This is a genomic window from Actinokineospora sp. PR83, from assembly GCF_021056305.1.
Taxonomy (GTDB): domain Bacteria; phylum Actinomycetota; class Actinomycetes; order Mycobacteriales; family Pseudonocardiaceae; genus Actinokineospora; species Actinokineospora spheciospongiae.
Genome location: NZ_JAJCXD010000007.1, coordinates 14,758 through 29,563 on the forward strand (window position 1 = coordinate 14,758; position 14,806 = coordinate 29,563).

Sequence of the window (14,806 nt, forward strand, 5' to 3'; positions counted from 1 at the left end):
CGCGGGGGTACGACACTCCGCGAGCGAGTTGCCTACTCGGCGACCGTCGGGAAGTCCGCGGCGGCGACGTCGTAGGTCTTGCCGGGCCGGGTCAGCAGCGGCCCCAGGACGGCGGCCTTGCGCGCGGAGTCCTCGGCGCCGCCCCACACCACGAGCCTGCCGTCGCCCAGGGTCAGCCGGATGTCGACCGGGGTGGTCGCGGCCACCGACGCGACCAGGGCGGTCAGGGCGGGCGGCAGCGCGCTGACCGCGGCGGCGGCAGCGGCCCGGCTGGGCTGGTCGGGGGCGCTGAGGACCGGCAACCCCGGGGGCGCGGCCTTGACGGTGCTGAAGTCCAGGCCGGTGCCGTCGACCAGGTGCACCCCGTCGCCCGCCTGGACGGCCAGCACCGGGGTGCGCTCGGAGATGGCGATCCGCACGGTGCCCGGGTAGGACCGGCGCACTTGCACGGTGTCCACCCTGGGGAGCTGGGCGACGCGGGCGGCGACCTCGTCGGTGTCCAGCCGCACCAGCGGGGTGCCCGGGGCCACCGCGGCGGCCGCGCGCACGTCGTCGGCGGTGAGCTGCTCGGTGCCGCTGACCTCGACGTCGTGCGCGCCGAGCAGCGGCGTGAAGAACACCACCACGACGACGCCGACGACGAACGTGAAGGAGCCGAGCACCGCCCACCGGCGGACCAGGTAGCGGCGGGGCACCCGGCGCCGGGGACGCGTGTTCCCCGGTGCCCGCCGCGTCGGCCGGGGCGGCTCGCGCCGCACCCGGTCCCCGGTCCGCCGGGAGGCGGTGGCGCTCATCCGGCGGCCCGCCGCTCCAGCTCGGCCACCAACTCCGGGCCGAGCATCGTGACGTCGCCCGCGCCCATGGTCAGCACCAGGTCGCCCGGGCGCACCAGGCCCGCCACCAGCGTGGTGGCCCGGTCGAACGCGGGCTCGTAGTGCACCCGCTCGGCGGGCAGCGGCACCGCGTCGGCGACCAGCGCGCCGTTGACCCCCGGCTTGGGCTCCTCGCGGGCGCCGAACACGTCGAGCACCACCACCTCGTCCGCGGCGGCGAGCGCGGCGCCGAACTCGGCCGCGAAGGTCTCGGTGCGCGAGTACATGTGCGGCTGGAACACCACCACCACCCGCCCGCCCGCCGCGGCCGGGCGCACCGCGGCGAGCTGCGCGGCGACCTCGGTCGGGTGGTGGGCGTAGTCGTCGTAGACGCGCACGCCACCGGCGGTGCCCTTGTACTCGAACCGCCTGCGCACCCCGCCGAACGCGGCGATGCCCTCGCCCAGCTCGGTGGGCGGGGCGCCCAGCTCCAGCCCGGCCAGGAACGCGGCCAGCGCGTTGCCCGCCATGTGCTCACCGGGAACGGCGACGCGCAGCTCCAGCTCCTGCCCGGAGACCGACACCCGCGCCACGCCCAGGCCGCCCTCGGGCCGGTAGTCCAGCAGCGTCGCGTCCTCCGGGCCCTTGGCCCCGCGGCCGTAGCGGCGGACCCGGATGCCCCGGTCCCGCGCCCGGTCGGCCAGCGCGGCCGAACCGGGGTCGTCGGCGCAGGCCACCAGCACCCCACCCGGCTCGATCCGGCCGAGGAACTCGTTGAACACCGCCGTGTACGCCTCGACCGTGCCGTGGTGGTCGAGGTGGTCGGCCTCCACGTTGGTCACCACCGCCACCGACGGGGAGAACACCAGGAACGACCCGTCGCTCTCGTCGGCCTCGGCGACGAAGATCCCGCCGCTGCCGTGGTGGGCGTTCGCGCCGGACTCGTTGAGGTCGCCGCCGATGGCGAACGATGGGTCCAGGCGGCAGCGCTGCAACGCCACGGTGAGCATCGAGGTGGTCGAGGTCTTGCCGTGGGTGCCCGCGATGCAGGCGACCCGGTGCCCGGCCATCAGCTCGGCCAGTGCCTCGGACCGGTGCAGCACCGCCAGCCCCCTGGCGCGGGCCTCGACCAGCTCCGGGTTGTCCTCCTTGATGGCGGTGGACACCACGACCGCGGTCGGGCCGCCGTCGAGCAGGTCGAGGTTCGCCGCCGCCTGCCCGACCGCGATCCGCGCGCCCTGGGCGCGCAGGGCCAGGTTGGACCGGGCGTCCTTGGCGTCGGAGCCGGACACGGCCTTGCCCCTGGCCAGCAGGATGCGCGCGATGCCGCTCATCCCCGCCCCGCCGATCCCGACGAGGTGGGTGCGGTCGAGCACACCGTCAGCCGAGGTCATCGGGAATCCCCCGCGGGGTTCTTCTCGATCGCGTCGAGCACCATCGCGGCCAGCACGTCGGCCGCCTCGCGGTGCCCGGAGCCCTGGGCGGCGGCGGACATCGCGGCCACCCGGCCGCGGTCGCGCAGGATCGGGATCACCGTCTCGGCGACCCGGCGCGGGGTCAGCTCCGCGTCCGGCACCAGCAGCGCCCCGCCCGCCCGGACCACCGGTTCGGCGTTGAGCGCCTGCTCGCCGTTGCCGTGCGGCAGCGGTACGTACACCGCGGGCAGGCCCACGGCGGACACCTCCGCGACGGTCATCGCCCCGCAGCGGCAGATGGTGGCGTCGGCCGCGGCCAGCGCCAGGTCCATCCGCTCCAGGTAGGGCACCGACACGTACGGCGGCGCACCCGGCACCTGCTGCACGGCCAGGGTGTTGTTGCGCCCGTGCGCGTGCAGCACGCCGATGCCCGCGGCGGCCAGCTCGGCGGCGGCCCCGGAGACGGCGGCGTTGATCGAGCGGGCGCCCTGCGAGCCGCCGGTGACCAGCAGCGTCGGCGCGGTCGGGTGCAGGCCGAAGAAGCGGCGGGCCTCGGCCCGCAGCGCGGCCCGGTCCAGCCGCAGGATCGACTCCCGCAGCGGGATGCCGATGACCTCCTCGCGCGGCAGGCCGGTGTCCGGCACGGCCACCGCGACGCGCGCGGCGAACTTGGCGCCGACCTTGTTGGCCAGCCCCGCCTTGGCGTTGGAGTCGTGCACCACGATCGGCACCCGGCCGCGGGCGGCGAGGTAGGCGGGCAGCGACACGTAGCCGCCGAAGCCCACCACCACGTCGGCGCCGACGCGGTCGAGCACCTCCCGGGTGGTCTTGATCGCCGAGCGCACCTTGAGCGGCAGCTTCAGCAGGTCGACGTTCGGCTTACGGGGCATGGGGACCGGCGGGATCATCTCCAGCGGGTAGCCGCGCGCGGGCACGATGGTCTTCTCCAGACCCCGCTCGGTGCCCAGCGCGACGACCCGGGCGTCCGGGCGCAGCCGCATGATCGCGTCGGCCAGCGCCAGCGCGGGCTCGATGTGCCCGGCCGTGCCACCCCCCGCGATCACCACGCACGGTCCCTTGCGGGCCGCCCTGTTCCCACCGGTGGGACCTACGGTCAACGACGTCCTCCTTTAGCGGTCCGCGGCGCACCGCGGTTCGTCTTCTTCTGCCGGGCGGCGGGCGCACCACCCGCGACCCGGCCGGACGTGGTGCGCCCGTCGGGGGCACCGCGCCTGCTGTGGTCGACCGTCGAGCGCGCGACGCCCCGCGGCGGCGCCGACGGTCGGGCGGGCCTGCGCTTCTTCGGCGGCTTGTACGGGTCCGGCGCGGGCAGCCGCATGAGCTTGCCGAACCGGCCCGGCCCCTGCGAGCGCAGCGCCGACACGGCTTCGGGTTCGTGCCTGGCGCAGTTGGCGAGCAGGCCGAACACCACCATGGTCACCACCGCGGACGTGCCACCGGAGGAGATCATCGGCAGCGTGATCCCGGTGACCGGCAGCAGGCCCACCACGTAGCCGATGTTGATGGCGGCCTGCGCCACCAGCCACACGGTCAGCGTCGCGGCGACCATCCGGATCCACGGGTCGATGTTGCGGGTCGCCACCCGCATCCCGACCACGGCCAGCATGGCGAACAGGCCCAGCACCAGCGAGCAGCCGAGGAAGCCCAGCTCGTCGCCGATGAGGGCGAAGATGAAGTCGTTGTGCACGTTGGGCAGGAAGTTCCACTTCGACGGCCCCTGGCCCAGCCCGCGGCCGAACAGCCCGCCGTCGGCGAGCGCGAGCTGCGCCTGCACCGCCTGGAAGCCCTTGCCGAGCTGGTCCTGCTCGGGGTTGAGGAAGCTGACCACCCGGTCGAGCCGGTACTCGGTGCCCACCGCGAGCAGCGCGACCCCGGCCAGGCCGCCCAGCGCCAGCGCGCCGAAGATCCGCATCGGGGCGCCCGCGAACCACAGCAGCGCGACGAGCACGATGCCCAGGGTGACCGTGCCCGCGAGGTCGGGTTGCAGCATGACCAGGGCGAACATCAGCAGCGCGGCGGGCACCACGGGCACCAGCAGGTGCCGGTAGCGGTGCAACACGGCCTTCTTGACCACCAGCACGTGCGCGCCCCACAGCGCCAGCGCCAGCTTGCAGACCTCCACCGGCTGGAACGACACCGGGCCGAGCACGAACCAGCTCCTGGTGCCGTTCAGCTCGGCGCCCAGCGGGGTCAGCACGGCCATCAGCAGCAGGATGCTGCCCACCATCGCGGTCGGGCTCAGCGCGCGGATGCGGGCCAGCGGCACCCGCAGCGCCACCCAGAACAGCACCGCGCCGACGGAGACGTAGATGAGCTGCTTGAAGAAGACGGTGTAGAGGCCGAACCCGGGGGTGTTGAACGAGACCACCGAGGACGCCGAGAGCACCATCACCAAGCCGAGCACGGTGAGCAGGCCGAACACGGCGAGCACCAGGTGGAACGAGGCCAGCGGCCTGCCCAGCCACGCGGTCAGCGCGACCCGGAACGCGGTCACCCGACCGGGCGCGCGCCCGGTCCGGCGCGGCCGCTCGACCTGGGGGCGGGCCTCGGCCTGGGTGACCATCAGCCGGTCCCGGGTCCGCCGTCGGTGAGCAGCCCGCGCACGGCGTCGGCGAACGCGTCGCCGCGGTGGGCGTAGTCGCGGTACATGTCGAGCGAGGCCGCGGCGGGCGCCAGCAGCACGACGTCACCGGGACGTGCCATGGCGCGGGCGGCGTGGACGGCGGCGGTCATGGCCCCATCGTCTCCCGGCGGCACCCGGGTCACGGGGACATCCGGCGCGTGTCGCGCCAGCGAGGCGGAGACCACGTCGGCGTCGGCGCCGAGCAGCACCGCGCCGCGCAGCCGCCCGGCCACCTCGGCGACCAGGCCGTCGACGGAGGCGCCCTTGAGCTGCCCGCCCGCGATCCACACCACGGACTCGAAGGCGCGCAGCGAGCCCGCGGCGGCGTGCGGGTTGGTGGCCTTGGAGTCGTTGACGTAGCGGATTCCGTCGACCTCGGCGACCGGGGCGGCCCGGTGCGGGCCGGGCCGGTAGGCGCGCAGGCCGTCGCGGACCGCTTCCGGGGGGACGCCGTGGGCGCGGGCGAGGGCGGCGGCGGCGAGGGCGTTGGCCACGTTGTGCGGGCCGCCGGGGAGCACGTCGCCGAGGGTGGCCAGTTCCTCGGCGGTGGAAGCCGGGTCGTCGACGAAGGCGCGGTCGACCAGCAGGTCCTCCACCACGCCCAGCTCACCGGGGCGCGGGGTGCCCAGGCCGAAGCCGACCCGGGTGCCGTCGTGCGCGGCGGCGAGCCTGCCCGACCACTCGTCGGCGGTGTTGTGCACGACGACCTTCGCCCCGGTGTGGACCTTGCCCTTGGCCGCGGCGTAGTCATCGATGCCGCCGTGCCAGTCCAGGTGGTCCTCGGCGACGTTGAGCACGACCGAGGTGTGCGCGCGCATCGACGACTGCCAGTGCAGTTGGAAGCTCGACAGCTCCACCGCGAGCACCTCGTAGCCCGCGCGCACCGCGTCGACCACCGGCAGCCCGACGTTGCCGCAGGCCACGGCGTTGAGCCCGGCGGCGCGCAGCATGGACTCCAGCATGGTCACCGTGCTGGTCTTGCCGTTGGTGCCGGTGACCGCCAGCCACACCGGCGGTCGCGGCAGCCGCTGCGCCAGCCGCCAGGCCAGTTCGACGTCGCCGATCACCTCGACCCCGGCGCCCGCGGCGGCGAGCAGCAGCGGGTTGTCCGGGCGCCAGCCGGGGCTGGTGACCACCAGGTCGGTGCCCGCGGGTGGTTCGGTCAGGCCCAGCGCGGTCCGCGCGCCGGTGTCGGCGAAGGCCGCCAGCCGCTCGGCGTTGCCGTCGGTGACGGTGACCGAGGCGCCGTCGGCCAGCAGGGCCGCGACGACCCCCCGGCCCGCGACCCCGGCCCCCGCGACCAGGACCCGCCGGGCCGGTGTCATATGCCGCCGCCCGCGGACAGCCAGTCGGCGTAGAACAGGCCGAGGCCGAACATCGCGCAGACGCCCGCGAGCAGCCAGAACCGGATGATGACCGTGGTCTCCGCCCACCCGGCGAGTTCGAAGTGGTGGTGGAAGGGCGCCATCCGGAACAGCCGCCGCCGAGTGGTGCGGAAGACCGCGATCTGGAGCACGACCGAGACCATCTCGACCACGAACAGGCCACCGATGATGATCATCAGCAGCTCGGTGCGGGTGGCCATGGCCAGGCCCGCGACCAGGCCGCCGAGCGCCAGCGAACCGGTGTCGCCCATGAAGATCTTCGCCGGGGCGGCGTTCCACCACAGGAAGCCGATGCAGGCGCCCATCGCCGCGGCGGCGACCACCGCCAGGTCCAGCGGGTCGCGCACGTCGAAGCAGGCGGCCTCGGCCACCCGGCCGCAGTCGTGGCTGAACTGCCAGAACGAGATCACCACGTAGGTGCCCAGCACCATCGCCGAGGAGCCACCGGCGAGGCCGTCGAGGCCGTCGGTGAAGTTCACCGCGTTCGACCAGGCCGACACGGCCAGGTAGCAGAACACGATGAAGCCCAGCGCGCCGAAGGACACGATGGAGATGTCGCGGACGAACGACAGGTTGTCCGAGGCCGGGGTCAGCTGCCGCTCGTCGGGGAAGCGCAGCGCCAGGACGGCGAACCCGATGGAGACGACGAGCTGCCCCACCAGCTTCGCGGTCTTGTTCAGCCCCAGGTTGCGCTGCTTGCGGATCTTGATGAAGTCGTCCAGGAAGCCGACCAGGCCCAGGCCGGTGGCCAGCATCAGCACCAGCAGCCCGGAGGCGGTCGGCGCCTCGCCCGGGGTGGTGGAGGTGGCGTTGGCGATGTGGGAGACGCCGTACCCGACCCACATGGCGACGATGATCGCCACCCCGCCCATGGTGGGGGTGCCGCGCTTGCTCTTGTGGCCCTCGGGGCCTTCCTCGCGGATCTCCTGCCCGAAGCCCTGCCGGGAGAAGACCCGGATCAGGTACGGGGTGAGCAGGATGGACGCGACCATGGCGATCGCGGCCGCGATGAGGATGCTCTTCACTGACCTGCCTCCAGCAGCGCGTCCGCGACCCGCCACAGGGCGGCCACCTTGGACGCCTTGACGAGAACCACGTCACCGGGTGCCAGTTCGGCGCGCAACAGCGCGACCGCGGCATCGACGTCCGGCACCAGCACCGACTCCTCTCCCCACGAGCCCTCCAGGCTCGCCCCCTGGTGCATGGCGCGGGCCTCGTCGCCCACCACCACCAGGCGGTTGATGTCCAGTCGAACGGCGAGCCTGCCCACCTCGTCGTGCGCGGCGACCGAGTCGTCGCCGAGCTCGCCCATCACACCCAGGACGGCCCAGGACCGGCGTCGGTTGCCCGTGCGGGCCATCGTCGCCAGTGTCTTGAGCGCGGCGCGCACCGATTCCGGGTTGGCGTTGTAGGCGTCGTTGACCACCGTGACGCCGTCCGGGCGGGTGATCACCTCCATCCGCCGCGCCGAGACCCGGCGGGCGCCGGAGAGCCGCGCGGCCACCTCGGCCGGGGTCGCCCCCAGCTCCAGGGCGATCGCGGCGGCGGTCAGCGCGTTGCCGACGTGGTGGGCGCCGTGCAGCGACAGCGACACGGTCGCCTCGCCCTGCGGAGCGACCAGGCGGAAGGTCGGCCTGGCCTGCTCGTCGAGCACGACGTCGACCGCGCGCACCTGCGCCGAGGGCGCCTCGCCGACCAGCACGACCCGCGCGGAGGTGCGCTCGGCCATGGCGGCGACCAGCGGGTCGTCGGCGTTGAGCACGGCCACGCCGTCGGCGGGCAGCTTCTCGGCCAGCTCGCCCTTGGTGCGGGCGATGTCCTCGCGGGAGCCGAACTCACCGAGGTGGGCGCTGCCGACGTTGAGCACGGCGCCGATGCGCGGCGGGGCGGTGTCGCACAGCGCGGCGATGTGGCCGGGCCCGCGCGCGGACAGCTCCAGCACCAGGTGGCGGGTGGTCTCGTCGGCGCGCAGCACGGTCCACGGGTGGCCCAGCTCGCTGTTGAACGACCCCGGCGGCGCCACGGTCGCGCCCATCGGGGTCAGCACCTGGGCGATGAGGTCCTTGGTGGAGGTCTTGCCGGAGGAACCGGTGACGCCGACGACGGTGAGCCCGCCGGGGGTCAGCCGGTCCACGACCACCCTGGCCAGCTTGGCGAGGGCGGCCAGCACGGCGGCGCCGGAACCGTCGGTGTCGCCCACCAGCGCGACCGAGCGGGTGTGCGCGGAGTCGACCGGCGGGACGACGACGGCCGGGGCGTCGACCTCGCGGGCGGCCAGCACCGCCACCGCACCTGCTGCGACGGCCCGGGCGGCGAAGTCGTGCCCGTCGACCTTCTCCCCCGGCAGGGCCAGGAACAGCCCGCCCGGGGTGATCTCGCGGGAGTCGAACTCGACGGTGCCGGTGACCGCGGTGTCCGGGTCGGCGTTGTGCAGTCGGCCGCCGACGGCGTCGGCGACCTCCCGCAGGGTCAGCGGGATCATCCGGTCACCGTGCCCAGTCGCTCGCGGATGGCCGCCTCCAGTTCGTCGCGGTCGGAGAACGGGTGCACGACACCCGCGACCTCCTGGCCGGTCTCGTGTCCCTTTCCCGCCACCACGACCACGTCGCCGGAGCGCGCGGCGGCCACCGCGGCCGCGATGGCCCGCCTGCGGTCGCCGATGTCGCGCACCTCGCCGCGCTGCGCGGCCGGGACGGATTCCGCGCCCGCCAGCACCGCCGCGCGGATGGCCGCCGGGGACTCGGTGCGGGGGTTGTCGTCGGTGACGACCAGCAGGTCGCTGCGCCGGGCCGCCTCGGCGCCCATCAGCGGGCGCTTGGCGGTGTCGCGGTCGCCGCCGCAGCCCAGCACGGTGATCACCCGGCCGTCGGTGCGCGCGCGCATGGCGTCCAGCGCGACCGCGACGGCCTCGGGCTTGTGCGAGTAGTCGACGACGGCGGTGAAGTCCTGCCCGAGCGCCACCCGCTCCATCCGGCCCGGCACCCGCACGTCGGCCAGCCCGGCCACGATCGCCTCGTCCTGCACGCCCACCGAGTGCAGCACGGCGGCGGCGAGCAGGGCATTGGCCACGTTGAAGGTGCCCGGGATCGGCAGTGTCGCGGGCAGGGTGCGCCCCTCGGGGCCGTGGATGGTGAACGACTGCTCGCCCGAGAGCGAAGTGCGCAGGTCGGTCGCCGTCCACTGGGCGTCACCGGTGGTGGCGACCGTCACCGTCTCGGGTGTCACCAGCCTGCGGCCCCAGTCGCCGTCCACGCAGACCACCTCGACGGCGGAGCGGCCGTCGAAGAGCTGCGCCTTCGTCCGGAAGTAGTCCTCCATGTCCGGGTGGAAGTCCAGGTGGTCCTGGGAGAGGTTGGTGAACGCCCCCACCGCGAACCGGGTGCCCGCCGCTCGGCCCAGGGCCAGCGCGTGGCTGGAGACCTCCATCGGCACGTGCGTGACGCCGCGTTCGAGCATGACCGCGAACAGGGCCTGCAGGTCGGGGGCCTCGGGGGTGGTGAAGGCGCTGTCGAGGCGCTCGCCCGCGATCCGGGTCTCCACCGTGCCGATCAGGCCGGTGCGGTGCCCGGCGGCGGCCAGGCCGGACTCGACCATGTAGGAGGTCGTGGTCTTGCCGGAGGTGCCGGTGACGCCCAGGACCTTGAGCGCCAGCGACGGCTCGCCGTAGATGTGGCTGGCCAGCGGGCCGAGCGCGGCGCGCGGGTCCGGGTGCACCAGCACCGGCAGACCGCTGTCGCGCACGGCAGGTCGGGCCGCGCCCGCCTCGTCGGTGAGCACGGCGACGGCACCGGCGGCCACCGCGTCGGCGGTGAAGTCGGCTCCGTGCGCGCGGGCACCGGGCAGGGCGGCGAACAGGTCGCCGGGCAGCACGTGCTGCGCGCGCAGCGCGGCACCGGTGACGACCACTTCGGACACCGGGGTGTTCCCCGGCGCGAGTGGTCGCGCCGAGGCGCGGGAGGCCAGTGTGGCCAGTGGCACGGGCAGGATTCGGGAGGGGCGAGGCGGCGCTGTGACAGCCTTGCCGTCGAGCTTGGCGGGCACGGGGCGGAAGGCTACCTGCGCACGGAGGGCTACCGAGCGGCACCTCGATCACCCGGCGCCGGGAGCATGGGGTAGACGGGCCTGGGGTGACCCCGCCCGGGGGTACATCACACGATCAGGTGGAGCACCGTCCGCCCACGTCCGGAGCAGCGAAAACCCGGTAAAGTCGAACACGTGTTCACCTCAGCGACCCACTCCGGCATGCAACTCGGCAACGACTCGCGCGTCCTTCCGGTGAGAGTTCGACGACAACCGCGAGGAGCCCGCAGTGCCCGACACACCAGTCCCGTCCCCGAACCGCCGCACCGTCCTCCTCGCGGGCCTGGGCGCCGTCCTGGCCGGGTGCGCCAATCCGTCCACACCGGCCACACCGCCGACAACCGCTTCCGGCACAGGGCTTTCCCCGACCCGGTCCCCCGCCCTCGCCGGGGCGCCGGGGGAACTGGCGGCGCTGGAATCGACGTTCGGCGGGCGCCTCGGGGTGTACGCGGTGGACACCGCCGACGGCACCGAGGTCCGCCACCGGGCGGACGAGCGGTTCCTCATGTGCTCCACCGCCAAGGTGCCGGTGTCGGCGGCGGTCCTGCGGCGGCGGCTCGCCGAACCGGGTCTGCTGGAACGGGTCATCCGCTACACGGAGGCGGACCTGCTGGAGTACGCGCCGGTGACCTCCGAGCACGTGGCCGAGGGCATGACGGTCGCGGACCTGTGCGTCGCGGCGCTGACGCGCAGTGACAACACGGCGGTCAACCTGCTGCTCCCGCTCGTCGGCGGTCCGGCGGGGATGACGGACCTCGTCCGCACCCTGGGCGATCGCACCACCCGCTTCGACCGCCCGGAGCCGGACCTGAACGTCACCGCCCCTGGCGACGAGCGCGACACGTCCACCCCGGCAGCCCTGTCGTCGACCGTGCGCGCGCTGGTGGTGGGCGACGGCCTGGACCAGCCGGGACGCGAGCTGCTGGCCGGGTGGATGCGCGCCAGCGTCACCGGCAAGGACCTGATCCGCGCGGGTGTGCCCGCCGGGTGGGACGTGGCGGACAAGAGCGGCTCGGGAGCCCAGGGCGAGGTCAACAACGTCGCCGTGGTCTGGCCACCGAACCGGGCGCCGTGGGTCGTCACCGTCTTCACCTCACCGACCGACCCGAAGACCACGCGGGGCAGGACAACGGTCGCGGCAGCGGCGGGCATCGTCGCGCGCGCACTGGGCTGACCGGACCCGTCTGCCGGTGTGGGCAGGCGGACCGACGGCTCTGCTGCCATGGCTGTGACTCTGGATTAGGGCCTTAAAAGCGGCGGTCGTTTGGTGGTGGTGCCCGGGTGGGTGAATCTGCTCGGGCGGGGCCCCTACAGCGATCATGCGCCCAGTGTGACCGAGTGGGGCGAAAAGATGCCCCACAGCCCAAGCAGGCTTGCACATGATCGCTTCCCCCACCCAAGCAGATCCACCCACCCGGGCATTTTCGTAGCCGGGCCGCCGGTTGCGGGGGTGGCTGGGTTTCGCTGCGCCCGGTGGGGTTGCGGGTGGCTGACCGGTGCGGGTGAGTGGCCGGTGTCGGAAGGCAGCGGTGAACAGGGTCGGGGGGTGTCCTGTGTGGACTCCGCACGACCCTGTCCGCCGGGGCTGAGTCAGGGGATGACCAGGGGGACGATCGGCGACTGCTCCTTCGACAGCGGGATGTTGTACCGCTGGGTGATGTAGGAGGCGACGTCGTGGAAGAAGAGGGCGGCGGAGTGGCCCTCGGGGGAGCTGTAGACGGGCGTGTCGTAGACCATGCCCACGACGAAACGGGGGTTGTCGGCGGGGAGGATGCCCGCGAAGGTGATCCAGTACTTGGAGTCGCTGTAGCGGCCGATGGCGCTGTCGTACTGCTGGGCGGTCCCGGTCTTGCCGGAGACCTGGTAGCCGGTGAGGGCCGCGTCCGGGGCGGTGCCGCTGTTCTGGTGCGGTGCCTTCTGCACGACCGAGCGGAGCATGTCGCGGACGGTGGTGGCCGTTTCGGGGCTGACCACGCGGACGCTCTCCGGGCGGGGCTCCGGGATGCGTGTGCCGTCGGGGGCGATCCGGGCGGCCACGACCCTGGGCGGGATGCGGACGCCGTCGTTGGCGATGGCCTGGTACATCCCGGCCATCTGCAGGACGGTCATGGACAGGCCCTGGCCGATGGGGAGGTTGCCGAAGGTGCTGCCCGACCACTGGTTGCGCGGGATCAGGTTGCCGGGGCTTTCCCCGGGGAGGCCGACGCCGGTGCGCTTGCCGATGCCGAGGCGCCCCAGCATGTCGGAGAAGCGGTCGGGACCGACCTGGTCGGCCAGCATGAGGGTGCCCACGTTGGACGACTTGGCGAAGATGCCGGTGGTGGTCAGGTTCAGCACCCCGTGCGTCCAGGCGTCGCCGACGGTGCGGTCGGCGACCTTGATCGACCCGGGCACCTGGTGCACCGCCTCCGGGGTGGTCACCCCGTACTCGATGGCCGACATGGCGGTGACGATCTTGTTGACCGAGCCCGGCTCGTACGGGGTGGTCACCGCCGGGTCGGAGAGCAGCTTCGGGTCGACTCCCCCGGGCTGCGACGCGTCGAAGGTCTTGTCGTTGGCCAGCGCGTAGACCTCGCCGGTCTTCGCGTCCAGCACCACGACGCTGGCGCTCTTCGCCCCGGAGCGCCTGGCGAACTCGGCCGCCTTCTGCTGGGTGTAGAACTGGAGGTCCGAGTCGATCGTGAGCACCAGGTCGGAGCCGTTGACCGCGGGCTGACGGTCGCGCTCGGTGCCGGGGATGACGACGTCGGCGCCCCCCTCGGTCTCCACGATCTGCCTGCCCGGCTGGCCGGACAGCTCGTTGTCGTGCAGCATCTCCAAGCCGATCAGCCCGTGCACGCTGTGCTTCTCCGGGTCGGGGTCGTCCGACCGCCAGTTCGCGTAGCCGACGACGTTGGCCGCCAGCGAACCGCCCGGGTACTCGCGCATGGCCCGGTTCTCGATGTTGAGCTGGGGGAACTCCTCGGAGAGGACCCGGGTGAGCCCGGGTTCGGCGTTGTCCACCAGGTAGACGAACGCCTTGTCCGAGCGCAGCTTGGCCAGCAGGTCGGCCTCGTCGACCTGGGCGCCGAGCACCTCGCGCATCCGGCGGGCGATGTCGGCGGTCTCCTGGTCGAACGACAGCGGGCTGCTCTTGCCCGCCGCCCTGGCCTTCTCGATCGCCTTCTCGATCTCCTTGCGCTGGGGGTTGGGCCGGTAGGCGATGGCCCTCGTCTCCACGCTGAACGCCAGCTCCACCCCGTTGCGGTCCAGGATGGCCCCGCGCGCGGCCGGGATCGGGATGGGCTTGGTGCGCTGCCGCTCGGCCCGCTCGGCCAGGGCCTCCGCCTCGAACCCCTGCACCTGCACCAGCTTCAACCCGGCGGCCACCAGCGAGGCGATCAGCAGGAACCGCACGACGACGACCCGCACCCGGTGGTCGGTCCCCGCCGCCCGCTTGGTGACCCGCCGCATCCGCCCGGGGGCGGGCGAGGGCCTGCGCACGGCCTCTCCCCGCCGCGTGGGCACCGCCCGCCGCGCCGAGGGCCGCCGCCCACCCGGCCCACCCCGGTACTGGTCACCCATCCGCCGACACCCTCCCGCCGATCACGCTGTCCTCGCCCCCGGTCGCACCCGACCGGGACATCGTCGCCCGCCCGGCTCGACCACGACCGCCTGCCCGCCGCCGGGTGGGGCCTGATGCCTGGCCTGGCCACCGCGGGCGCGGGGGACGGGGGCGAGCGGGGTGGGAACCACCCGCCTCAGCCGCCCGCCGGAGGTGGGGTCTGCTCGCCGGACCCGGTCGGGGCGGGCTGCCCCTGCTGGGCCTGCTGCTGTTGGGCCTGCTGCTCGGCCTGTTGCTGCGCCTGCTGCTGGGCCGCGATCTCCTCGGGTGAGCGGACCTGGGTCGGGGCGGTGGCGGCCTCGGGGTCGCCGACCACGGTCACCCCGCCGTTGGCGTCGACCACGATGTGGCCGGGGTCGCCCGCGGGGACCATGCCCAGCTGGCGGGCGCGCTCGGCCAGGGCGGGGGCGGATTCCTGCCGGGCCACCTCGCGCTGGAGTTCGGCGGCGCGCTCGGCGAGGACGGTGGCCTCCTGCTTGGCGGCTTCCAGCCGGTAGGAGTCGGCGATGGCCTGGGTGGTGAGCCACAGTGTGGTGGCCACGCCGACGACCAGCAGCGCGATGACCAGCACCACGAACGACGCGCGGCCGGAGGTGGCCTCCTCCTCCGCCGCGACCGTGGTGTTCCTGCGGTGGTTGGAGTTGTGCGCGGGCACCTTGCCCGGCGTGGGTGGGTGGCCCTCGCGCTGGGCGCGGCGGGCGTAGGCGCGTTCGGCGGCGACCGTGCGGGACCGCCCGGCCGCGCGCTCGCCGCGGTCGGGGGTGGCGCGAGGGGGCTTGCCGGTCGGGCGGGGCGGGGACGTCACCGACGACTCGGCCTGGCGGCGGGACGGCTCGCCCCGGCCGCGGCGCGGGTCCGCCTCCTCG

At 74.1% G+C, this 14,806-nt stretch carries 11 protein-coding genes; 1 reads left to right on the forward strand and 10 read right to left on the reverse strand.

The features are described 5' to 3' along the window. Positions 1-32: 32 nt before the first annotated feature. Genes L6E12_RS02250 through L6E12_RS02285 form a run of 8 tightly spaced genes read right to left on the reverse strand, consistent with a single transcriptional unit; the run spans position 33 to position 10,297 of the window. Positions 33-794 (reverse strand): cell division protein FtsQ/DivIB, encoded by a 762-nt coding sequence (locus tag L6E12_RS02250; protein WP_236226187.1) that lies wholly within the window; start codon positions 792-794, stop codon positions 33-35. After that, positions 791-2,206, reverse strand: coding sequence for a UDP-N-acetylmuramate--L-alanine ligase (murC, locus tag L6E12_RS02255; protein WP_236226188.1), 1,416 nt, complete (start codon positions 2,204-2,206; stop codon positions 791-793). Before murC ends, L6E12_RS02250 begins: the two co-directional genes overlap by 4 nt. Further along, positions 2,203-3,345 (reverse strand): undecaprenyldiphospho-muramoylpentapeptide beta-N-acetylglucosaminyltransferase, encoded by a 1,143-nt coding sequence (murG, locus tag L6E12_RS02260; RefSeq protein WP_236226189.1) that lies wholly within the window; start codon positions 3,343-3,345, stop codon positions 2,203-2,205. The genes murC and murG overlap by 4 nt, the downstream gene beginning before the upstream one ends. Further along, positions 3,342-4,811 carry a putative lipid II flippase FtsW gene (ftsW, locus tag L6E12_RS02265; protein ID WP_236226190.1) on the reverse strand — a complete coding sequence of 490 codons (1,470 nt, stop codon included), beginning with the start codon at positions 4,809-4,811 and terminating at the stop codon, positions 3,342-3,344. Before ftsW ends, murG begins: the two co-directional genes overlap by 4 nt. Beyond that, positions 4,811-6,196: a UDP-N-acetylmuramoyl-L-alanine--D-glutamate ligase gene (gene murD / locus L6E12_RS02270; RefSeq protein WP_236226191.1), complete on the reverse strand. Its 1,386-nt coding sequence runs from the start codon at positions 6,194-6,196 to the stop codon at positions 4,811-4,813. Before murD ends, ftsW begins: the two co-directional genes overlap by 1 nt. Beyond that, positions 6,193-7,281: a phospho-N-acetylmuramoyl-pentapeptide-transferase gene (mraY, locus tag L6E12_RS02275; RefSeq protein WP_236226192.1), complete on the reverse strand. Its 1,089-nt coding sequence runs from the start codon at positions 7,279-7,281 to the stop codon at positions 6,193-6,195. The genes murD and mraY overlap by 4 nt, the downstream gene beginning before the upstream one ends. Beyond that, positions 7,278-8,738, reverse strand: coding sequence for a UDP-N-acetylmuramoyl-tripeptide--D-alanyl-D-alanine ligase (gene murF / locus L6E12_RS02280; protein WP_236226193.1), 1,461 nt, complete (start codon positions 8,736-8,738; stop codon positions 7,278-7,280). The genes mraY and murF overlap by 4 nt, the downstream gene beginning before the upstream one ends. Further along, positions 8,735-10,297, reverse strand: a complete 1,563-nt coding sequence (locus tag L6E12_RS02285) for a UDP-N-acetylmuramoyl-L-alanyl-D-glutamate--2,6-diaminopimelate ligase (protein ID WP_236226194.1) — start codon at positions 10,295-10,297, stop codon at positions 8,735-8,737. Before L6E12_RS02285 ends, murF begins: the two co-directional genes overlap by 4 nt. Positions 10,298-10,565: 268 nt before the next feature. Here L6E12_RS02285 and bla point away from each other — a divergent pair, with 268 nt between their 5' ends. Further along, on the forward strand, positions 10,566-11,510 hold the full coding sequence (gene bla / locus L6E12_RS02290) for a class A beta-lactamase (protein ID WP_236226195.1): 945 nt from the start codon (positions 10,566-10,568) through the stop codon (positions 11,508-11,510). A 416-nt stretch (positions 11,511-11,926) separates the two neighbouring features. On the opposite strand, the gene L6E12_RS02295 is transcribed toward bla, so the two are convergent. Then, positions 11,927-13,900, reverse strand: coding sequence for a penicillin-binding protein 2 (locus L6E12_RS02295; RefSeq protein ID WP_236226196.1), 1,974 nt, complete (start codon positions 13,898-13,900; stop codon positions 11,927-11,929). A gap of 176 nt (positions 13,901-14,076) precedes the next feature. Continuing rightward, on the reverse strand, positions 14,077-14,806 hold a 730-nt coding region (locus L6E12_RS02300), incomplete at its 5' end, for a hypothetical protein (protein WP_236226197.1).